General features: G+C 44.4%; 22 protein-coding genes. 21 read left to right on the top strand and 1 reads right to left on the bottom strand.

Going from position 1 to position 22934, the window contains the following annotated elements; all coding sequences use genetic code 11:
- Window positions 1-29: 29 nt before the first annotated feature.
- The 15 genes from acpP (at window position 30) to KE627_RS11640 (ending at window position 14494) form a co-directional block, all read left to right on the top strand.
- The gene (acpP, locus tag KE627_RS11710; protein WP_013727935.1) at window positions 30-272 is read left to right on the top strand and encodes an acyl carrier protein; all 243 of its coding nucleotides are present in this window, start codon (window positions 30-32) and stop codon (window positions 270-272) included.
- An 87-nt stretch (window positions 273-359) separates the two neighbouring features.
- Complete coding sequence (rnc, locus tag KE627_RS11705; RefSeq protein WP_013727934.1) at window positions 360-1070, top strand: ribonuclease III; 711 nt, start codon at window positions 360-362, stop codon at window positions 1068-1070.
- A 14-nt stretch (window positions 1071-1084) separates the two neighbouring features.
- Window positions 1085-4636, top strand: a complete 3552-nt coding sequence (smc, locus tag KE627_RS11700; RefSeq protein WP_056938617.1) for a chromosome segregation protein SMC — start codon at window positions 1085-1087, stop codon at window positions 4634-4636.
- Window positions 4637-5977 carry a signal recognition particle-docking protein FtsY gene (ftsY, locus tag KE627_RS11695; RefSeq protein ID WP_056938616.1) on the top strand — a complete coding sequence of 447 codons (1341 nt, stop codon included), beginning with the start codon at window positions 4637-4639 and terminating at the stop codon, window positions 5975-5977.
- A gap of 77 nt (window positions 5978-6054) precedes the next feature.
- On the top strand, window positions 6055-6396 hold the full coding sequence (locus KE627_RS11690; RefSeq protein ID WP_013727931.1) for a putative DNA-binding protein: 342 nt from the start codon (window positions 6055-6057) through the stop codon (window positions 6394-6396).
- A gap of 12 nt (window positions 6397-6408) precedes the next feature.
- A complete protein-coding gene (ffh, locus tag KE627_RS11685) occupies window positions 6409-7848 on the top strand; it encodes a signal recognition particle protein (RefSeq protein WP_013727930.1) in 1440 nt (479 codons plus the stop codon).
- 160 nt (window positions 7849-8008) lie between these two features.
- The gene (rpsP, locus tag KE627_RS11680; protein ID WP_013727929.1) at window positions 8009-8284 is read left to right on the top strand and encodes a 30S ribosomal protein S16; all 276 of its coding nucleotides are present in this window, start codon (window positions 8009-8011) and stop codon (window positions 8282-8284) included.
- Window positions 8285-8300: 16 nt separating this feature from the next.
- Entirely contained in the window at window positions 8301-8549 is a 249-nt protein-coding gene (locus tag KE627_RS11675; protein WP_013727928.1) for a KH domain-containing protein, read from the top strand.
- A gap of 83 nt (window positions 8550-8632) precedes the next feature.
- Complete coding sequence (gene rimM, locus KE627_RS11670; protein WP_056938615.1) at window positions 8633-9154, top strand: ribosome maturation factor RimM; 522 nt, start codon at window positions 8633-8635, stop codon at window positions 9152-9154.
- On the top strand, window positions 9151-9951 hold the full coding sequence (trmD, locus tag KE627_RS11665) for a tRNA (guanosine(37)-N1)-methyltransferase TrmD (RefSeq protein ID WP_056938614.1): 801 nt from the start codon (window positions 9151-9153) through the stop codon (window positions 9949-9951). The genes rimM and trmD overlap by 4 nt, the downstream gene beginning before the upstream one ends.
- 89 nt (window positions 9952-10040) lie before the next feature.
- Entirely contained in the window at window positions 10041-10403 is a 363-nt protein-coding gene (rplS, locus tag KE627_RS11660) for a 50S ribosomal protein L19 (protein ID WP_013727925.1), read from the top strand.
- A 268-nt stretch (window positions 10404-10671) separates the two neighbouring features.
- Window positions 10672-11616, top strand: coding sequence for a tyrosine recombinase XerC (gene xerC, locus KE627_RS11655; protein WP_013727924.1), 945 nt, complete (start codon window positions 10672-10674; stop codon window positions 11614-11616).
- A 14-nt stretch (window positions 11617-11630) separates the two neighbouring features.
- Window positions 11631-12173, top strand: coding sequence for an ATP-dependent protease subunit HslV (gene hslV / locus KE627_RS11650; protein WP_013727923.1), 543 nt, complete (start codon window positions 11631-11633; stop codon window positions 12171-12173).
- 12 nt (window positions 12174-12185) lie between these two features.
- Window positions 12186-13598 (top strand): ATP-dependent protease ATPase subunit HslU, encoded by a 1413-nt coding sequence (gene hslU / locus KE627_RS11645; protein WP_013727922.1) that lies wholly within the window; start codon window positions 12186-12188, stop codon window positions 13596-13598.
- Window positions 13599-13618: 20 nt separating this feature from the next.
- Window positions 13619-14494 (top strand): aldose 1-epimerase family protein, encoded by an 876-nt coding sequence (locus KE627_RS11640; protein ID WP_056938613.1) that lies wholly within the window; start codon window positions 13619-13621, stop codon window positions 14492-14494.
- A gap of 94 nt (window positions 14495-14588) precedes the next feature.
- Here the strand turns inward: KE627_RS11640 and plsY are convergent, their stop codons facing one another.
- On the bottom strand, window positions 14589-15227 hold the full coding sequence (plsY, locus tag KE627_RS11635) for a glycerol-3-phosphate 1-O-acyltransferase PlsY (protein ID WP_056938612.1): 639 nt from the start codon (window positions 15225-15227) through the stop codon (window positions 14589-14591).
- A gap of 147 nt (window positions 15228-15374) precedes the next feature.
- On the opposite strand from plsY, the gene parE reads away from it, so the two are divergent.
- From parE to msrA, 6 genes are all read left to right on the top strand, one after another.
- Entirely contained in the window at window positions 15375-17330 is a 1956-nt protein-coding gene (gene parE / locus KE627_RS11630; RefSeq protein WP_013727919.1) for a DNA topoisomerase IV subunit B, read from the top strand.
- A 16-nt stretch (window positions 17331-17346) separates the two neighbouring features.
- Window positions 17347-19785: a DNA topoisomerase IV subunit A gene (gene parC, locus KE627_RS11625; protein WP_013727918.1), complete on the top strand. Its 2439-nt coding sequence runs from the start codon at window positions 17347-17349 to the stop codon at window positions 19783-19785.
- A 102-nt stretch (window positions 19786-19887) separates the two neighbouring features.
- On the top strand, window positions 19888-20847 hold the full coding sequence (locus KE627_RS11620; protein ID WP_013727917.1) for a LysR family transcriptional regulator: 960 nt from the start codon (window positions 19888-19890) through the stop codon (window positions 20845-20847).
- Window positions 20848-20875: 28 nt separating this feature from the next.
- The gene (locus tag KE627_RS11615; RefSeq protein ID WP_013727916.1) at window positions 20876-21802 is read left to right on the top strand and encodes a manganese-dependent inorganic pyrophosphatase; all 927 of its coding nucleotides are present in this window, start codon (window positions 20876-20878) and stop codon (window positions 21800-21802) included.
- Between the two features lie 131 nt (window positions 21803-21933).
- A complete protein-coding gene (gene msrB, locus KE627_RS11610) occupies window positions 21934-22362 on the top strand; it encodes a peptide-methionine (R)-S-oxide reductase MsrB (RefSeq protein ID WP_013727915.1) in 429 nt (142 codons plus the stop codon).
- 20 nt (window positions 22363-22382) lie between these two features.
- Window positions 22383-22904, top strand: a complete 522-nt coding sequence (gene msrA / locus KE627_RS11605; protein WP_013727914.1) for a peptide-methionine (S)-S-oxide reductase MsrA — start codon at window positions 22383-22385, stop codon at window positions 22902-22904.
- The last annotated feature ends 30 nt before the right edge of the window (window positions 22905-22934 follow it).

The raw sequence follows: 22934 nt of genomic DNA, 5'->3' as shown, positions 1-22934 counted from the left end.
TTAATTTTATGAAATAGGTGTTTATCAAAATGGACAAAGATGAAGTGTTTAATAAAATTGCCGATTTGGTGGCTGACCAGTTTGATGTCGACCGAAGTAAAATTACCGGTGACTTAAATTTCAAAAACGATCTTGATGCTGATTCAATTGATTTTGTTGAATTCGTATTGGATATGGAAGATACTTTTAACGCAGAAATTTCCGATGAGGATGCTGAAAAGCTGAATACCATTAACGAGGCCGTTGATTTTGTCATGGCTCATCAAAAATAATAAAAGTAATCTTAAATTGGAATTATCTCAAGTTTGATATAATTTCAATTTTTTACTGTTATCTGGATTTTATGTGGAGGTAAAAGATTGATAAAGGGTTTAAATGAGATGCTAAAGCAAGATTTTGGCATCCATATCGACGATCAGGATTTGCTTGATGAAGCATTCACACAGGCTTCTTACGTCAATGAGCATCGCGGTGAAGGCTTAAAATTTTATGAGCGTCTGGAGTTTTTGGGGGATGCAGTTTTACAGCTGATCGTCTCCGACTACATTTTCAAACGTTATCCAAAGATGCCTCAAGGACGGCTCACGCGACTTCGAGCAGCAATGGTTAATGAGCAAAGTTTCAGCACCTTTGCCAGAGAATGTCATTTTAATCAGTATATCCGTCTCGGTAAGGGCGAAGAAAAGGCGGGGGCTCGTGATCGGGACTCGCTGTTATGTGATATTTTTGAATCATTCGTCGGCTGCCTTTATTTGGACCAAGGGCAGGCCGAGGTAACACGGTTTGTGACCAAAGTGATTTTTCCAAAGCTCGATGAAGGCATGTTTGCCGAATTCTTTGATCATAAGACCGAGTTACAAGAACTCGCCCAAGCAGACGGTCCGGTGGCCATCGACTATGAATTAGTGGACGAATACGGACCCGACAACGACCGTTCGTTTAAGGTCAACGTCTCAATTGACGGCAAACTTTACGGTGTTGGAATTGGCCATTCCAAGAAAGGCGCCGAGCAAAAGGCCGCCCAACAAGCCCTGGAACAGTTTGATACCGAGGGCGACAATCTAGTTTAGACTGGAGAATGAGTGTGCAACTTAAATCCATTGAAATTATCGGTTTTAAATCATTTGCAGACAAAACCCTCATCAAGTTTCCGGGTGGAATGACTGGAATTGTTGGTCCCAATGGAAGCGGTAAGAGTAATATTGCCGAATCAATCCGTTGGGTAATGGGGGAACAATCTGCCAAAAATCTCCGTGGGTCGCGGATGCCTGATGTTATTTTTTCAGGCTCCGCCGATCGACGGTCTTTAGGCATGGCCTCGGTGACTTTAACCTTGGACAACTCCGACCATTTCATTAAGTCTCCCTTCGATGAGCTCAAGCTTTCCCGGAAACTCTTTCGGAACGGCGATAGTTCCTATTATTTAAACGAAAAACAGTGTCGTCTTAAGGACATTACCGATTTGTTCATGGATACCGGCATCGGTCAAGGGTCATTGTCGATCATTTCTCAGGGTAATGTGGAACAAATCTTCAACAGTAAACCTGAGGAGCGACGATCAATTATTGAAAATGTCGCCGGCGTCTACAAATACAAGCAGCACAAGAATACTGCCCAAAAAGAAATCGATGAGACTTCCGATAATCTCAATCGAGTGGAAGACATCATTTCTGAACTTCAAAGTCGAATGGCACCGCTTGAAGAGCAAAGTAGTCTGGCAACGGATTATCTGGATCAAAAAAAGCGTTTAGATCAGTTTGAAAAGCAGCAGTTAATTTTGGCAACTCAGAAATTGATCGCAGCCGGCCAGCAGCTCAAACACACCGTTAGTGAAAAGTCTGACTTGGTTAATAAAATTTACGCTCAAGTTCGCCGGGATGAAAATGACCGCGACAAACTGAAAGCCAATTTAACTCAAAACCGGGCCCAAATCGACCAAATCAACGAGCAAATTCTGACAGCAACCGAACAAATTCAGTCGCTGAAGAGCAAGCATCAGTTGTCCGCCCAAGAGAAGTCTTTTAAGGACGCCGATTTAAACCGGATTTCGGAACAAATCAAACTGACTGACAAGCAAATTGACGATTTTCAGGTCAAACTCACCCAATCGGTGGATGCCGGCAAACGGCTATCGGAAAAAATTGCTGCCAAACAAGCCGATTTCGACAAACTGGCAGAAGCCCAAAAAGCGAATAGCGTTTCGGTAATTGAATCTGAAATCGACCAATTGCGTAATCAATATGTCGACTTACTGCAGCAAAAAACCGACATTAAAAATCAAATTACCATGAAAACTCATGATGAAGCCCAACTTGAGCAGCAACTGGGGTCACAGCGACAGCGGATTAATAAAGTGCGCGAAGACCTTGGCCAAACCCAGGCAGAATTGGCTAACAAACAAACCGCTCTAGCATCCAGCCAATCTGAATTGACGGATGTTTCCAAGCAGCTGGCTGATTTAACTCAATTAATGAATACTCACCAGCAGGCTGTCGACAGTTCCCAAGCCAATTGGCTGGCAGCACTCAAAATTGCCGAGCAGGCCAAAGCAAAAGCCGAGTCTTTGAAGAATCTCCATGACTCTTATCGTGGCTTTTATCGGGGCGTGGCGAATCTTCTCAAACGGAAAAACCAATTAACCGGGATTTTGGGGCCGGTCAGTGACTATTTAACGATTGATCAACGATATGTGAAGGCCATCGAGACCGCATTAGGATCTCAAGCCCAACACGTCATTGTCGAGGATAACCGGGCCGCTTCCTCCGCCATTGGTTTGCTGACCAAAGAGCGTTTGGGGCGGGTGACCCTGCTGCCAATTTCAACCATTAAAAGTCGGTGGCTAAGTTCGACAATCGTCCACGAGTCACAAGAAGTTCTTGGATTCATTGGTGTAGCAGCCGATTTGGTATCCATGCCGGATAATCTCAACCAGATTAAAGGCTTCCTTTTGGGGACCACGATTATCGCCGATACGCTTGACCACGCAATTAACATTTCCAAGCAAATTAATCAGCGCACGCGCATTGTCACTTTGGATGGCCAAGTCGTCAATGCCGGTGGATCCTTAACCGGTGGTGCCAGTCGTCATGATAACCAAGGGGTGTTGGTTCAAAAATCCGAGTTGGCCGCTCTCAATCAATCGACCGCTCAAATGGACCAAAAGCTGACGGAAAATGAACGTCGGCTCCAGCATGCCAAGGATGAGCTGGCTAAAATCACTGCGTCACATGAGCGTGGTCAACGAAAAGCGTTCGAAATTCGCCAACAGACCGCAACCTTGGAGGACCAGTGTCATTCACTTGAAGAGGCTGTTCAGGAAAAGCAGCGTGAATTTAAGACCCTCCAGCTCGCTTTGAAGAACGCTGCCCAGTCCGATGGAACAACTGACACCGACCAGCTGGTCAACCGTCAGGATGCCATCGACAAACAATTGCGGGCAGTCAATGACGACTTGGATAACAAACGGGTTCAACTGGCAAACGTTAAACAATCGGCTCAAAAATTTACCACGGAAAAGCAACAAGTCCGAGAGGCGATTGTTGTTGAGCAGCAAAAGTTGAATCAGCTTGAAGTTGATCAAACAGGAATCAAAAAGCAGATTGCGACTCATCGGCAGAATCGGGACCGCCTGATCAAACAGCGAGACCACTTAAAGGCTGAACTCAGTCGTCAAGTGGACGCGGGGACGTTGAACGAGCAAATTAAGACTGCCGAAGCCAGCCAACACGCACTTAACCTGACGCAAAACAAGTTGAAAGCCACCGTTGGCGAAGCGCAGGATCATTTGGATCAGTTAAATCAAAAGATTCAAGATGAGCAGATTAACTTGAATAACGCCAAATATGAACTTACCAGTGCCCAGACAGCTGCTGCTAAAAACCACCAGAATCTGGATACCAACTTTGCGACTCTGGAAACGACTTATCAGATCGATCAACATGATTTAGCGAATCCCGACTGGAATTGGGATGAAAAGCAGGTTGCCAGCCAAATTAAAATGCTGCGGACCGGGATTGACGAAATTGGGCCGGTGAATATCGGTGCCATCCAGGAATTCAAGGAAGTTTCCAAACGTTTTGAATTTTTGACCAGTCAAAAACAAGACCTCTTGGATGCCAAGGATCATTTAACCGCCACCATGCGCGACATGGATGACACCATCACGACTAAATTTGCCACGGCGTTCAAACAAGTCAGCCAAGCCTTTTCAAAAGTCTTCGTTGATATGTTTGGCGGCGGTGAAGCCAAACTGGTCTTGACCGATCCTGATGATATGTTGGATACTGGAATTGAGATTATGGTTAAGCCGCCTGGCAAGAACTATCGCAACTTAAATCTCTTGTCCGGTGGCGAGAAAGCCTTAACAGCGATCACCATGCTGTTTGCGATCATTAAGGTTCGACCGGTGCCATTTTGCATCTTGGATGAGGCCGAAGCCGCCCTTGACCCGTTTAACGCAGACCGCTTTGCAAAATACTTAAAGCGTTTTGGTGATGAGACCCAGTTTGTGGTCATCACTCATCGAAAAGAAACCATGATTTACGCCGATCAACTGTATGGGGTAACGATGCAGGAATCAGGCGTTTCAAAAGTTGTTACTGTTAATTTAGATAATTTAAAAACGGAGGTGAGTTGATTGGGACTTTTTGATATATTTAAACGTCGTTCCAAAAAAGACGATGAAAAAAAGCCGACTGAATCAACTGAACAAACCGAACCCAAACCAGAAGCACCTGCCAAAGACGACCAAAGCGCCGCCACTTCAAATCAAACAACCACAGATGTTGAAGAGTCCGCCAAAGCCACTAAGAGGCCGGCTGATGAACCAGCTGAAAAGACCGAAGAACAACCGACAGAACAGCCTGAAGAATCAAATGGCCAACAAACCACAAAGCAGCCGGACGATGCTCAAAAACCAGCACCAACTGTTAGTGAACCAAATTCATCGGCTGAGCAGGAATCTTCGACAGAAGAGTCGCATATGCCAGCTGAGCCTGAAAAATCAGCTGAAAGTCCAGAACCGGCAGAATCAGCCACAGATTCAAATACTCAGCAATACGAAAAAGGATTGGAAAAGTCGCGGTCCTCGTTTGGTCAAAAACTGAATGCCCTTTTAGCAAACTTCCGTCACGTTGATGAATCATTTTTTGACGACTTGGAAGACATGCTGATTGAATCCGACGTCGGTTTTGAAACCTCGATGCGAATTGCCGATGAGTTGCGCGATGAAGTCAAGCTGCAAAATGCCAAGAAGCCCAAAGATGTTCAAAACGTAATCGTTAAAAAATTGATTGACATGTACGATCAAGCCGGCAATGGTGAAAATTCGGCCATTAACATGGCAAAATCCGGTCCGACAGTTATCATGTTTGTCGGTGTCAACGGGGTTGGTAAGACAACCACGATTGGTAAGATGGCTAAGATGTATAAAGACCAAGGCAAAAAGGTCGTTTTAGCCGCTGCCGATACCTTTAGAGCCGGCGCAATTGAACAACTCAATGTTTGGGCAGAACGAGATGGTGTGGATATCGTCAAAGGCAAAGCGAAAAGTGATCCGGCATCTGTGGTCTACGATGCGGTTGTTAAAGCCAGAAAAGAAGACTATGACATCTTAATGGTTGATACCGCCGGTCGGCTGCAGAATAAGGTCAACCTCATGAACGAATTAAGTAAAATGAAGAAAATTCTAACTCGTGAGATTCCTGAAGCCCCACACGAAGTCTTGCTGGTACTTGACGCCACCACCGGCCAAAATGCCATGACTCAAGCCAAAATGTTTAAGGAAACCACTGATGTTTCCGGAATTGTTTTGACCAAGCTTGACGGCACAGCTCGTGGTGGGATTGTCCTCGCTATTCGCAGTGAATTACATCTGCCGGTCAAGTACGTTGGTTTAGGTGAGCAGGTCGGCGATTTGAAGCCGTTTGATCCAAACGACTTTGTTTACGGTTTATTCAAAGGCCTCATTTCCGAATAGTCAGGTATTTTAACGTTGACTGACGTTATATAAATCTGTACGCTAGATGACGTATTGGCCGTCAAAGGAGTTTCAATATGGAACTGGAAAAAAATAACTACATCAATTCTTTGTTTGAATTTTACGAGCCACTGCTCACCAAAAAGCAGGCCAACTATATTGAACTGTATTATGCTGACGACTACTCGCTGGGGGAAATTGCCGGTGAATATAACGTCAGTCGGCAGGCCGTCTATGATAATATTCGCCGTTCCGAGAAGATTCTTCAGCAATATGAAGACAAGCTGAATTTGTATCACAGCTTTGTTGACCGGAACGACAAACTAGACCACATTCAAGCTTATATTCAAAAAAAATATCCACACGATGACAAACTGAATTCAATGATCAAAAATTTGGAAACAACCGAAGAACAATAAGGGGTGAATTAATTGGCTTTTGAAGGATTAACCGAGCGTTTACAAAACGCCATGAAAACTTTACGTGGCAAAGGAAAAGTTTCCCAGTCCGATCTGCGGGCAACCATGCGGGAAATCAGACTGGCTTTACTGGAAGCCGATGTTAATTTCCAAGTCGTCCGTGACTTTGTCAAAACCGTTGAGGAGCGTGCCAACGGTGCCAAGGTGTTGGAAGGGCTAAATCCCTCGCAACAAATTGTCAAAATTGTTGACGAAGAGTTAACTAAAACGATGGGGGAAGAAGCTGTTCCCCTGAATAAAGCAGAAAAAATCCCCACCATTATCATGATGTCTGGTCTCCAAGGTGCCGGTAAAACCACAACTGCCGGGAAGTTGGCTTTAAAATTAAAGAATGAGCAGAACGCCCGACCGTTATTAATTGCCGATGATATCTACCGGCCGGCTGCCATTGATCAGCTGCAGACGGTTGGTCAGCAAATCGACGTCCCCGTGTTTTCACTGGGAACGGATGTTGACCCGGTCGAAATCGCCAAACGGGGTGTCGAACAGGCCAAGCAAGACCATAATGACTACGTGATCATTGATACGGCCGGTCGTCTGCAAATCGACGAAAAGTTGATGGACGAATTAAGTCATATCAAGGATGCCGTTGAACCCAACGAAATTCTGTTGGTCATTGATGCCATGACTGGTCAAAACGCCGTGGCGACCGCCGAAGGATTTAATAAGACCTTGGACGTAACCGGAGTTGTCTTAACCAAGTTGGATGGTGACACCCGTGGTGGTGCCGCACTTTCAATTCGGGCCGTCACTCAAAAGCCAATCAAATTCGTTGGTCAGGGTGAGAAAATGTCTGATTTGGACGTCTTCTATCCTGATCGAATGGCTTCGCGAATTCTTGGAATGGGTGATATGCTTTCACTCATTGAGAAGACTCAAAAAGAGTATGATGAAAAGCAGGCTCAGGAATTATCTGAGAAAATCCAAGAGAATACCTTTGATTTCAACGATTTTGTTGACCAGTTAAATCAAATTCAAAAGATGGGACCCTTGGATGAAATCATGAAAATGATTCCGGGGATGGCTAATAATCCCCAATTAAAAAACGCCAACATGGACCCTAAAGACATGGACCACCTGAAGGCGATTGTCTATTCAATGACCGATCAAGAACGGACTGACCCTGATGTATTAAACCCATCAAGGCGCCGACGAATTGCCCGCGGTTCCGGTCGACCAATCCAAGAAGTCAATCGAATGATTAAACAATTTGGCCAAATGAAAACCATGATGAACAAGGTTTCCAAAGGCAACATGTCCGGCATGGAAAATATGATGAACAGTACCGGCATGGGCGGTAAAATGTCCAAACTGGCAATGAAACAGTTCAGTCGTAAAATGAAAAAGAATAAGAAACGCCGTTTGAAGAAAAAGAATAAGAAGCGCCGTTAATTCTGACAAGTTATCAGCATTGACACGCCATTAATTTGGTCAGTTTGGCCAAAACAAGTCAATCCGTCAGTTCTTTTGATGGTGTAAAGAAAAAAACCTTTACAAGCATTCGAATTACTGGTATATTATTAATCGTTAAAACATTACAGGAGGTAAAAGCATGTCAGTTAAGATTCGTTTAAAGCGCATGGGTTCAAAGAAGCGCCCATATTACCGTATCGTTGTTGCCGATTCACGTAGTCCTCGTGATGGTCGTTTCATCGAAAACGTTGGTACTTACAGTCCATTAACTCAGCCTGCCAAGATTACTCTTGAAGAAGAGTCAATCATGAACTGGTTGAACAATGGTGCCCAACCATCTGATACTGTTCGTAACATCTTATCAGATGCCGGTATTATGAAGAAATATCACGAAGCTAAATACTCAAAAAAGTAAGTGAGTGATTATCATCATGACAAGTATTGATGGTTTAATTAATAAGATTATCTCACCGTTGGTAGACTATCCTAAGGATATCGAGATTTCGCATAATGAATCCGATCGATTTATGGAATATCATCTGAAGTTGAACGAAGAAGATATTGGCAGAATCATTGGAAAGCATGGCCATGTGATTCAGACCATCCGGACCATTGTTTACAGTGTTCCGGTTGAGGGTCAAAAGAAAGCTCGTCTGATTGTCGACGATGGGAAACAATAGGGTTCTTAAGCGAAACGAAGGTTTTGTTTAGGCCCTTTTTCTTTATTCAAAATGAGATTCATTAGAGCTGGAGGAGTGAGTGAATGAATTATTATAATATTGGCAAAATTGTCAATACCCAAGGCTTGAAAGGCGAAGTCAGAGTGATTTCGATTACTGATTTTCCAGAAAAACGGTTCAAAGTCGGCAACACGGTTTTTGCCAAATTGCCTAACAAGCACGAACAAGTGGCGCTGACAATTGACGGTGTCCGCAAGCACAAAGGATTTATCCTATTGCACTTCAAGAATCATCCCTCGATCAATGACGTTGAGTACTTAAAGCCATCAGAACTTAAAATTGATGAGGAAAGCCTCTCAAGTGATGATCTTAAGCCTGGTGAGTATTACTACCACCAAATCATCGGCCTGGACGTTGTTGATCCAAATGGTAACCCAATTGGCCAAGTGAAGGAGATCCTCTCACCCGGCGCCAATGATGTTTGGGTGGTTGAACGCGATCAGCAAAAAGATTTACTGCTGCCAAAGATCGATTCTGTCATTACGAATGTTGACCTTGATGCCGGTAAGATAACCGCAGATGTTCCGGAGGGCTTGGACGAATGAGAATCGACGTACTGAGTTTATTTCCAGAAATGTTTTCAGTCCCGATGCACGATTCGATTATTGGAAAAGCAATTGAAAATCACATTATTGATTTAGATGTCACCAATTTTCGTGAATTTACCACCGACAAGCACCGTCACGTGGATGATTATCCCTTTGGCGGTGGTGCGGGAATGCTGCTGCAGGCGCAACCCATTTTGGATGCGTACGACCACACCAAACAAACTGCTGAAGCTGCCGGCTATCCTAAGGGCAAAGTGATTCTCATGGATCCGGCCGGAAAGCCATTCAAACAGCATGATGCTGAAGAGTTGTCACATGATGACCATTTAACCTTTATCTGCGGTCATTATGAAGGGTATGATGAACGCATTCGTTCCATCGTGACCGATGAGTATTCATTGGGGGACTTTGTCCTGACTGGCGGGGAATTGCCTGCGATGGTCATGATCGACGCTATTACCCGGCTAATTCCCGGTGTTTTGGGCAATCATCAATCCAGCGTTGAGGAATCCTTTTCAACGGGTCTCTTGGAAGAGCCCCAGTATACCCGGCCGGCAGAGTTCCGGGGAATGAAGGTCCCTGAAGTTCTCATGAACGGCGACCATAAAAAAATCGCCTTATGGAATCAAAAGGAGGCATTGAGACGAACTTACCTCCGGCGACCCGATCTGATCGACCATCACAATTTAACCAGCACCCAAAAGAAATTGTTGGCTGACGTCCGGATTGAGGAAGAAGAAAAGCAAACCGCAGAAGATACTGACAAGAAAAATACCTTTACAGACGATGAATAATTGTGTTACACTAATTTTTGGCGCAAGCCGCAAAACAACATTCCGCTGTCAGACAAGATAATGAATGTTAGTGAAAGGAAGATTTGTTTATGCGACAAAATCAATTGATTGACAAGATCAACGAGAAGCAACTACGTAATGACATTCCTGATTTCCGTGCCGGAGATTCTGTAAGAGTTTACGTTAAGGTTGTTGAAGGTACCAGAGAACGTATTCAGTTGTTCGAAGGTGTTGTTATCAAACGCAAGGGTTCAGGCATTCAAGCCACTTATACCGTTCGTAAAGTAAGTAACGGTGTTGGGGTTGAACGAATTTTCCCACTTCATTCACCACGAGTTGATAAAATCGAAGTAGTAAGACAAGGTCACGTTCGTCGTGCCAAGCTTTACTACCTGCGTGACTTACAAGGTAAGGCTGCTCGTATTCGAGCTTCCCTTCGTTCACGTGGATAATGAATCAATTAGACTGGATCGAATTATTCGATTCAGTTTTTTTGTATTCTCGTTTTTAGGTTCCAGGCTACCACAATGCTTAAGTTCTGGTTAAGACTAGCACAATCGATTGATGACTGCTAATCAGGTCGGTAAAATGACGCTTATTCGATGATTATGATCGGATTTAGTTTTGGTTAATTTCATAGCAAACTGCGCACAAACGGCGTTTATTTGCTATCATAGATATTAGGACATGAACACGATTACATCGTTGAAGGTGATAGTTATGGCTGAATCAGATGAAGATCAAAAAAATATTCAATGGTTTCTGAAGTATTTACAGAGTGACCGTCACTATTCTACTGATACCATCCAGGCTTATCAGCAGGCCATTGCCGAATTCACCCGCTTTCTGGCCGAAATTCCCAGTGAACGCAAACCATTGACCCAAGTGGACTCGTTTGATGTTGAAGCATTTTTGAGCGATCTTTACGAGCGAAAGTACGCCAGGAATTCCATCGCCCAAAAGGTGTCGGCATTAAAGTCGTTCTATGCTTTCCTGGTGAAGAATACTGTGATCGCCAACAATCCATTCGAATATGTCCACTTGAAGAGCAATCATCGGCGTTTGCCCAGATTTTTGTATCAAAATGAGATGCGGGCGCTTTTTCAGGGAGCCAGACAAAATCCCAATCACCAACTGGGATTGCGCGATACGGCTGTTCTGGAAACTTTATATGCGACTGGCATTCGGGTCAGCGAGTGCGCCGGAATTCAGCTCAATGACATCGATTTGGACAACCGAACCATCTTAGTCACTGGGAAGGGCAACAAGCAAAGATACGTGCCCTTTGGGGAATATGCTCAAGAGGCGATTGAAACTTATCTCAGCGACGCCAGAAGCCCAATCATGGCCAAGTACCATCAAGACCATCCATTTTTATTTGTGAATCATTACGGCCGACCGCTGACAAGTCGGGGCATCGAATATCTGATGGATCAAATCGTCAAACAAAGTAGTCTGACGACGAAGATTCATCCCCACATGCTGCGACACACGTTTGCGACCGAAATGCTCAATAATGGTGCCGATATGCGGTCGGTTCAAGAGTTGCTGGGACACAGCAGCCTGTCGACAACTCAAATCTACACACACGTTACCAAATCACATTTAATGAATGATTATAAAAAGTATTTTCCTCGAAATAATGATTCATTAAAATCAAACTAACAAAGGGGTATATTATGCCAATCAAATTTGAAGCAACTACTATCGTCGCTGTTCGCCACAATGGCCATCTCGCAATGGCTGGAGACGGTCAGGTTACCATGGGTGAAAAAGTCATTATGAAGGGAACCGCCCACAAAGTTCGTCTGATTTATGACAACCAAGTCGTTGTCGGCTTTGCCGGAAGTGTCGCTGACGCCTTTAACCTCGAAGAACGATTTGAGAAGAAATTAAACCAGTTTGACGGTGACCTGAAACGTTCCGCCGTTGAACTGGCCCAAGAGTGGCGTGGCGACCAACAGTTACAGAAGCTCGAGGCTTTGTTAATCGTGATGAACGACAAAGATTTATTGCTGGTATCCGGTCAAGGTGAAGTGATCGAACCGGACGATGATATTTTAGCAATTGGTTCCGGCGGTAACTTTGCCTTAGCTGCGGCAACTGCCATGAAACATCATGCCCAAGACATGAGCGCCAGAGAAATTGCTGAAGCCGCCATTCACATTGCCGGCAACATCGATATTTTCACGAATCAAAACGTGATTTCTGAAGAATTATAGGAGGAACTTAAATTGACTGAGTCTACTCAAACACCAAAAGAAATTGTTTCCGTGCTTGACCAATATATTGTTGGCCAAAACGAGGCCAAAAAAGCGGTTGCTGTGGCCTTGCGGAACCGATACCGCAGAATGCAGCTGTCAAAAGACATGCAGGATGAAATTTCACCAAAAAACCTTTTGATGATCGGACCGACCGGAGTTGGGAAAACTGAAATTGCCCGCCGTTTGGCTAAAATAGTTAACGCACCGTTTGTGAAGGTTGAGGCTACCAAATTTACCGAAGTCGGTTACGTGGGTGGCGATGTTGAATCAATGGTTCGTGACCTGGTCGAAAATGCCATCCAATTGGAACGGGCTGATCAGTACAAACAGGTCCATGTCGAGGCAGAAAAGCAGGCCAACAATCGCTTGGTCAAACTTTTGGCACCGGCAAAGAAAAAAGAGAACCGCCAAAATGAGATGCAGAACCTGATGAATATGTTTACTCAGATGCAAAATGGCCAGATGCCGTCTGAAAATCAGGACGATCAAGAAGAAGTAACTGATGATATCCGTGAAAAACGGATGTCGATCGCAGAAAAACTCAAGGCCGGTTTGCTGGAAAACGACCAGGTTGAAATTGAAATGGATGATCCATCCCAACAACCCGCTGGTCAAAGCACGATGATGAACCAAATGGGGATCGATTTGAATGATACCTTAGCCGGACTGATGCCCAAAAAGAAAATCAAGCGCACCGTCCCTGTAAGCGAAGCGCGTGAAATTCTAACCCGCCAGGCTTCTGAGGAATTGATCAACAAGGCCGATCTTTACCATAATGCGATCGTTCGCGCCGAAAATACCGGAATCATCTTTATTGATGAAATTGATAAGATTGCTCCGGGAAAGTCTCAAAACAGTGGCGAAGTTTCCCGTGAAGGGGTTCAACGCGACATTTTGCCAATCGTTGAAGGCTCTCAGGTGAATACCAAATATGGGACCGTCAACACGGATCACATGCTCTTCATTGGTTCGGGTGCCTTTGCCGAAAACAAGCCCTCTGATTTAATTCCAGAACTCCAAGGACGTTTCCCAATCAGAGTTGAGTTAAATGATTTAACCAAAGAAGACTTTGTCCGCATTTTGACAGAACCAACCAACTCATTGACCAAACAATACATTGCGTTGATCGGGACTGATAATATCAAAGTAACCTTCACCATTGAGGCGATTAATCGAATTGCCGAGATTGCTACTGACGTCAACCACAATACTGATAATATCGGTGCCCGTCGTCTGCACACGATTCTTGAGAAACTGCTTGAAGATATCCTTTACGAAGGACCGGATATGCAGATGGGCGATATTACGATCACTGAAAAATACGTCGATGATAAAGTTGGCAAACTGGCTCAAAATAAAGATCTTTCACGTTACATTCTGTAAAATTGGGAGGAAGAGATTAAATGATTACCTTGAAAAATCAGTATTTGACCGTGCTCATCAACGAGCAGGGTGCCGAACTCACCTCCGTGAAAGATACTGACGGATTAGAATATATTTGGCAGGCGGATCCAGCATTTTGGAAACGGCATGCGCCAATTCTGTTCCCGATCGTCGGTCGACTTAAGGACAACCAATACACCTATGCTGGCCATACTTATGAAATGACCCAACACGGGTTTGCCCGGGACAATCAGTTTGAAGTTGAATCCCAATTACCAACCAAAGTCTCACTGGTTTTGCGGCCCACTGAGGAAACGTTGGCCAAATATCCGTTTAAATTCGAACTGCGAATCATTTACGAACTGGTCGATCATCAATTGAATGTGAGTCTAAACGTCATCAATCCAAGTCAAGACACACTGTTATTTTCAATTGGAGCTCATCCCGGCTTTAACATTCCTTTGGTCAAAGGGGAAGGTAACTTCGAGGATTCCTTTATTCGGGTAGCACCAAAGAAGTCATACGTTCAAATCCCCTTAAAACCGCCGTATAGCGATCCAAACGATCCCCAGGCAATTGACCTGACCAAGCCGCTGCCGTTGAACCACGAGCTGTTTAACAGCGATGCCATCGTTTTGAGCCTTGATCGCCAGGAAACGACTGTGATGCTGGCCAATGCCCAAAATGATCATGGTGTTTCACTCACGGTTGAGAATGCACCATATGTCGGTATCTGGTCACCGTACCCAAAAAAAGCCCCATTTGCCTGCATTGAACCGTGGTGGGGACTGGCTGATACAGTGAATGCCGACGGCAAGCTGGAAGATAAATTTGCGATTAATCAGTTGGCTGGCCGCCACGCCTTTGCCGGCCGATATTCAATCAGTTTCTTCTAATTGATAGTAGCTGTCGCATCAATTGTCCGGCCGATTAAAATCCAAACTAAAAACGAGTGATTCCTTATTTCAGAAATCACTCGTTTTTGATTGGTTATTCATTCGGATCTTTACGTTTTCGCAGCCGATTGCCAAGGCCAAATGGCACCATACTTTCGGTGCCATTTTTAATTCGGCTGATATTGGCCCGATGCCGGTAAAAAATGAAAAAGGTCAGGATCACCGCCATGACACTCAATAAAATGTCGTGGGTAAAGAAAATTGCGATGGTCGTTAAGGTAAAACCGATCATGCTGGCAAGACTGACCATGCTGGTTAACAAAATCACCAGAATCCAAATCCCGGCTGCCAAAAAGAAGAAAGCCGGCTTGTATGCCAGCAGCATCCCTGCACTGGTTGCCACCGCCTTGCCGCCTTTGAATTTATCAAAGATTGAAAAGGTGTGCCCCAAAATCGCCATGAATCCAAAGATCAACGGACTGATCGCGGTGATATGAAAAAATGTCGGCAGTAATGTCGCTACCGCTCCTTTAGAAATATCCAGCGCCATGACAATCGCGCCGGCAATCGGCCCTAAAACCCGGTAGGTATTGGTAGTCCCGATATTGCCGGAACCGTGTCGGCGAATATCAATGTGAAAGAAAATTTTACCAATCCAGACACCGCTGGGAATTGATCCCAGCAAATAAGCTAGCACTAACAGCATTATAATTTGTTCAATATTAGAATTCATCTCAAACCTCACAATAGTCGCAATTAATAAACTTAATAGCGTTTCTCATTTTAGCATGTAATTTGAGTTCAGCCAATAAAATTTCGTTTCCATCGGCGTAAATTTAGGTTATTATGAAGTAGATTGCAAAAAAAGGAGTCATAACGAATGGTAAAGCAAAAGCAAAAATATGATGATTCCTCGATTCAAATTCTTGAGGGACTCGACGCGGTTAGAAAGCGTCCTGGAATGTACATCGGTTCCACTGATTCACGCGGCCTGCATCATTTGGTCTACGAAATTGTTGATAATGCCGTGGACGAAGTTTTGGCCGGTTATGGGGACGAAATTGACGTCTCAATTCATAAGGACAACAGTATCACGGTGGTCGATCACGGCCGGGGGATGCCAACTGGTATGCACGCTTCAGGGAAACCAACTCCTGAAGTGATTTTAACGATGCTTCATGCCGGCGGTAAATTCGGTCAGGGCGGCTACAAAACATCCGGTGGACTGCACGGCGTCGGCGCCAGCGTTGTCAACGCACTTTCTACTTGGCTGAAAGTTGTGATTGTCCGTGACGGTTACCGTTACGAAGAAGATTTCAAAAACGGCGGCCATCCGGTGGGCACACTGAAAAAATTGGGCAAGACCCGCGCTCATAGTGGGACAACGGTAACCTTTAAACCGGATCCAACTATTTTCACCAGCACGGTTTACAATTTCTCGGTTCTTTCCGAGCGATTACGGGAATCCGCCTTTCTACTTAAAGGAACCAAAATTACCCTGACTGACGAACGAACCGATCAGGAGCAGGAAGACGTTTTCCATTACGAAGAGGGTATTAAGGAATTCGTTCAATATTTGAATGAAGATAAGCATACCCTGGGCGACGTGATGTATTTCGACGGCAAAAAAGACGGCGTGGAAGTCGAAGTGGCTGCGCAGTATAACGATGGTTATTCTGAAACCATGCTGTCATTTGTTAACAACGTTCGAACCAAGGACGGCGGCACGCACGAGGCGGGTCTGAGAAATGCTTGGACGAAAGCCTTTAATGACTATGCCCGAAAAGTGGGGATGCTCAAGGAAAAGGATAAGAACCTTGAAGGCAGCGATGTCCGCGAGGGACTGTCCGTCGTATTATCGTTACGAATTCCAGAAGAAATTCTCCAATTTGAAGGTCAGACCAAAGAAAAACTAGGCACCCCTGAAGCCCGCTCAATCGTTGATAACGTTGTCAGTGAGAAGCTGGGCTACTATTTGATGGAAAATGGTGAATTTGCCCAGACTCTGGTTCATAAAGCCTTGCGTGCCAGACAAGCCCGACAGGCGGCAAGAAAAGCCCGGGATGAAACCCGAACCGGCAAACGGCATAAAAAACAAGAACGCCTGCTGTCAGGAAAATTGACCCCGGCTCAATCAAAGGATTACAGCCGAAATGAGCTGTTTCTGGTCGAAGGGGATTCAGCCGGCGGTTCTGCCAAACAGGGCCGAGACCGAAGATATCAGGCAATTTTGCCCCTTCGAGGGAAGGTCTTGAACACCGAACGGGCAAAGCTCCCGGAAATTATGAAAAACGAAGAAATCAATACTATGATTTATACAATTGGTGCCGGCGTTGGTGCCGATTTTAACATTGATGATGCCAACTACGATAAGATTATCATTATGACCGATGCCGATGATGACGGTGCTCATATTCAGATTCTCTTGTTGACGTTCTTCTACAAATACATGCGGCCAATGATCGATAATGGCAGAGTCTTCATCGCCTTACCACCTCTTTACAAGCTACAGAAGGGTGCCGGCAAGAAGTTGAAAGTCCAATATGCTTGGACCAATGAAGAATTAAATAAGGTATCAAAGGACTTTGGCAAGGGCTACAGCCTCCAGCGGTTCAAAGGTTTGGGTGAGATGAACGCTGACCAACTGTGGGAAACAACCATGAATCCTGACACTCGGACTTTGATTCGGGTTCGGATCGATGATGCCGCTCTCGCTGAAAAACGGGTGACCACTTTGATGGGCGATAAAGTTGAACCCCGAAGAAAATGGATTGAACATAACGTCAAATTTAATTTAGAAGAAGATGGCAGCATCTTGGATAATACAAGTGATTAGGGGGCGCGTCTAAAAAATGAGTAAAATTGAAAGTTTGACCCTCGAAGATGTCATGGGCGAACGGTTCAGCAGATATTCCAAATCAATCATTCAGGAACGGGCCTTGCCTGACATTCGGGATGGTTTAAAGCCGGTTCAACGACGAATCCTTTATGCCATGAACAAAGACGGCAATACGTACGACAAACCGTTTCGTAAATCAGCAAAATCCGTGGGAAATGTCATGGGTAATTTTCATCCCCATGGCGACAGTTCGATTTATGAAGCATTGAATCGAATGAGCCAAGACTGGAAGGTTCGCGAGCCGCTGATTGAAATGCACGGCAACAATGGTTCAATGGACGGTGATCCGCCTGCCGCAATGCGGTATACCGAAGCGCGTTTGAGCAAAATCGCCAGCGAAATGCTGCGGGATATCGAAAAGGACACGGTCGACTGGGTCCTCAATTTTGATGACACCGAGTACGAACCAACTGTTTTGCCATCCCGATTCCCCAATTTGCTTGTGAACGGTTCTACTGGAATTTCTGCCGGCTATGCGACCGATATTCCACCGCATAACCTCGGAGAAGTGATTGACGCGATTCTTTACCTGCAGAAGCACCCGGATGCAACTCTGGATGATTTGATGCAGTTTGTGAAGGGACCCGATTTCCCAACTGGCGCAATTGTTCAAGGAATTGACGGCATCAAAAAAGCATACGAAACCGGTCACGGCAAGATTATCGTCCGCTCGAAGACTTCCATTGAGCCACTGAAAGGCAACAAATCACAAATTGTCATCACAGAAATTCCTTACGAGGTTAATAAGGCCCAACTAGTCAAACGGATTGATGAAATTCGCTTGAACAAGAAGATCGAAGGCATTTCGGAGGTTCGTGATCAAAGTGATCGTAACGGACTCAGCATTGTTGTCGAATTAAAGCGTGATGTTGACTCAAAAGGAATTTTGAACTACCTGTTCAAGAATACCGACTTGCAGGTTTCCTACAATTTCAATATGGTTGCCATTTCCCATATGCGGCCGGAACGTTTGTCACTGAAAAAGATCTTGGTGGCCTATCTCGAATTCCAACAAGAAGTCATTGAGAAGCGGACCAAATACAATTTAAAGAAGGCTCAGGACCGTCAGCATATCGTTGAGGGATTGATTCATGCCTTATCAATTTTGGACAAGGTCATCAAAACCATCCGAGCAAGTAAGAACCGTAAAGATGCCCGTGACAATCTGGTCAAAACCTACGATTTTTCAGAAAAACAGGCTGATGCCATCGTCGCTTTGCAGCTGTATCGTTTGACCAATACTGACGTGACAGAGTTGGAGAACGAACACCAGCACCTGGCCGACGAAATTACCAAAGACAACAAAATTTTGAATAGTCCAAAAGAACTCAATCGGGTTTTGGCCAACGAGTTACGCGCATTGGCGAAAACTTATCGCAGCGCTCGGAGAACCGAGATTCAAGCTGAGGTTTCAGATATCAAGATTAATACAGATGTCTTGATCCCTGACGAGGATGTGATCGTGATGGTCAGCCATGACGGCTACATCAAGCGAAGCAGCATTCGGTCATATAAAGCTTCGACAACCGACACTGGTTTAAAAGATGAAGATTATCCAATCTTTATGGCCGAATTAAATGCCCGCGATCATCTGTTTATGTTCACCAATAAAGGTAATCTGATCTATCGGCCAGTCTTTGAATTGGCAGATGTGAAGTGGAAGGATACCGGTGAGCATATTTCTCAGACCATCGGGTTGGATGCTGACGAGGAAATCATTGGCACCTATGCTTTTGATTCACTCAAGCAACCAGGAACCTTCTTGATTGCAACTGACCAAGGGCATGTCAAACAAACTGGTTTTGCGGATATGAAGCCGGGACGGACCTACAAGAGCCATGCCTACACCTATGAGAAGCTCAAAACTGCTGATGAGCGGGTAGTGGCCATTCATTATTTGAAGACGCCCGCAACTGCTGGACAAATGCTTCTTATCTCTAATAATGGCTTAGCCTTACGCTATGGGATCGATGAGGTACCGGTTAATGGCGCCAGAACTACCGGCGTAAAATCCATGGGGCTTCGAGGTGTTGATAAAGTCACCAACCTCCAACTGGTCTCTGAAGACGATGTCTTGGCAATTGTGACCCAACGTGGGTCTTTCAAGAAATTAGCTGTTAAAGAAATTCCTGCCACTTCAAGGGCTCGAAAGGGCGTTATGATCCTGCGGGAACTTAAAAATAATCCGCACAGAATTGTGGACTTTTGTCGAATCGAAAGCGAAGACCAGCCGCTTGAAGTGCGGACCGATCATCGCCGGGTTCACGATATTTTACCAGCAGATTATTCATTGGGTGGGCGTTATTCCAACGGCTCATTTGTAATTGATGTTGACAGTGAAGGCACCCCGGTTTCAATCAGACCAAAGTTTGTCGGCTTATCAATTGATTAAATTTTTACCATATTAATTGATTGTATTAACAATAAGAATTATCATAATAGCAGTATCCTGTTAATTATATAATGGTCGCACGGACCGATAAGGAGAGTCTGAATGAAAACCACTCAGGAAAATATTTTTGCATCAAAGACTTTATCGTATTTTCTCCAGTTGTCAGAAACGATGAACTACACACAAGCTGCCCAGATCTTGGGAATTACGCAACCAGCGCTGACCCAACAAATCAAGAAGCTTGAAAAGACAATGGGAACTGAATTATTCTACTCGGTTGGCAAGAAATTAAGGCTGACCGATGCAGGTGTGATCATGTTGAAGACAACCCGGCAGATATACGATCTGTTAAATGATGCCAACGACCAGATTCAACAAGCTACCAGCTCAACGACTGGTCAAATTAATCTGGGAATCCTCGCTTCCGTTGAAACCAAAGTCTTTGAAGATTTTGCCCTGGCACTTTACCAGGAAAATCCGGATTTGGAAGTCAATTTCCACATGCTGACCAGAAAAGAGATTTGGGAAAGCTTGGAGAACAACCGAATCGATTTGGCAATCATGTACCTGCCGGATGAATCGATTAAGAACTGGAAGCCATACAGCTCCAAGAAGATTATCTCGGATGACTTATTGTTTATCCACCACAACCCAAGTTTGGCCAAACGTAAACGGGTCCACTTGAAAGATGTCAACGACAGGCCATGGGTGATGTATCCACAAGATTATTATCTCAACCAAACTTTGCGGGAATCCTTTAAGAACCAAATGGTGGACTGGCCAAAGGTAGCGGCACGATATACCATGCCCGAGCAGATTTTGAAGTTCGCCATTAATTCCCACACCAACACGGCATTACCAAAGTCATATATGCTCAATATCGACCTTAAGAAGTTGACTGACGATGACATTTGGGTCACTGAATTGGATCCTAAAGTCAAGTTTGATCTGAATTTCGTCTACCGGAACCGCAAGAACGAAATCCCGCGGATTGAACGTTTCTTACAGAAGTTCGATGAGTTCCTTGCTAAAGAAGATTATTTAGCCCGTTTAGGGAAATAAATTTTGATTATCAAAGGAGATTATGTAAATGAGTAAAGAATTAGTTTTTGGTCATCAAAGTCCTGATACAGATGCAATCGTTGCTGCAAAAGCCTATTCATATCTGCAGAACAAATTAGGGTATGATACTGAAGCCGTTGCTTTGGGTGAACCCAATTCAGAAACCGCATTTGTGTTAAATTATTTTGACGAGCCGACTCCACGAATTATCAAAACTGCTAAAAATGAAGTTGACTCCGTCATGTTGGTTGACCACAATGAATTCCAACAAAGTGTCAGTGACATCAAAGATTTAACCATCACTCATGTGGTTGATCACCACCGAATTTCTAATTTCCAGACTGATCAGCCACTATACTACCGCGCCGAACCAGTTGGCTGCTGCAGTACGATTATCGTTAAGATGTTTGACGAAAACAAAGTTGAAATCCCTGCTCAATTAGCCGGCTTAATGCTTTCAGCAATTATTTCAGATACGTTGTTACTGAAGTCACCAACGACCACTGAAGAAGATAAAATTGCTGTCAAGACTTTAGCTGAAATTGCTGACATCGATTACGAAAAGTACGGCATCGAGATGCTTAAAGCTGGGACCAACGTTTCAGCAAAGACGGACCAAGAACTCATTGATTCTGATGCCAAGTCATTTACAATGGGCGGTAAGAGTGTTCGGATTGACCAAATCAACGTCGTTGAATTCAGCGAAATTGACAAGCGTAAAAATGACATTGAGAATGCCATGAAGGCTGAAGCTGCTGATAAGGGCTACGACTTGTTCTTAGTTCTGATTACTAACGTTTTGAACAGCGATTCAAAGATGATTGTTGTCGGCGAACCATCATCTGCAGTTGAAAAAGCATTTAACAGCAAACTCAGTGACGACACAATGTCATTACCAGGTGTTGTTTCACGTAAGAAGCAAGTTGTTCCGCCATTAACAGATGCATTAAGCTAATTCATCAACTCTTTCAAACGGTCCGGCTAATCTGAATGGTTAGTTTGGCCGTTTTTGTTTACTTTGGGTTGGTTGGCCACTATAATGAACTTAGTTTAGTTGTACACAACCTAATTTAATGGAGGGTTATCATGGACAAGCAGGAACTCAAAAACAAACTAACCCCGGAACAATACGATGTTACCCAAAACAAAGGGACTGAGGCGCCATTTAGCGGTCAGTATGATGACTTTTACCAAGCCGGTATTTACGTGGATGTCGTGAGCGGAGAACCGCTGTTCTCATCGACCGATAAATATGATGCCGGCTGTGGTTGGCCATCATTTACGAAACCGATTGACCCAGCCAATATTGATAAGCACTTGGACACTTCTTTTGGCATGATTCGCGAAGAAGTCAAAAGTAAGCAGGCGGGTTCACATCTTGGGCACGTGTTCCCAGACGGTCCCAAAGATGCTGGTGGTCACCGATTTTGCATTAATTCAGCAGCCTTAAAATTTATTCCGGTTGCCGAATTGGACGCAAAGGGATACAGTAAATACAAACAATTATTTGAATAAATGAAATTGAGGTGCAATGCATGGAAGATACAGCAATTTTTGCAGGTGGATGTTTCTGGTGCATGGTCAAGCCATTTGACACTATTCCCGGTATTAACAAGGTCGTTTCCGGCTATACTGGCGGCCATGTTCCCAACCCAACTTATGAACAAGTTGCCAGCCACACCACTGGCCACACTGAAGCGGTCAAAATTTTCTTTGACCCTGAGGTAATCTCGTATGATAAGTTAGTGGAAATCTATTGGCATCAAACTGACCCAACGGACGCCATGGGACAATTCCAAGATCGCGGTGATAATTATCGTCCGGTAATTTACGTGAAGGATGAGCAGCAAAGAAAAATTGCCGAAGCTTCAAAGAAAGCCCTCGCCGAGAGTGAACAATTTGACAGTCCAATCGTGACCCAAATTGAGGATGCCAAACCATTCTATCCGGCAGAAGAAGAACATCAAGAATTCTACAAGAAAAATCCGCTCCGTTATCAAATGGAAGAAATGGGCGGACGCGAAAACTTTATCAAGAAGAACTGGCAGAAAAATTAGTTAGCCAAGGATATTTCAGCTATTAATGAC

The organism is Lentilactobacillus buchneri (genome assembly GCF_018314255.1).
Taxonomy (GTDB): domain Bacteria; phylum Bacillota; class Bacilli; order Lactobacillales; family Lactobacillaceae; genus Lentilactobacillus; species Lentilactobacillus buchneri.
Note: the sequence above shows the minus strand (reverse complement) of the source record. Positions and strands in the feature narration are given on the sequence as shown.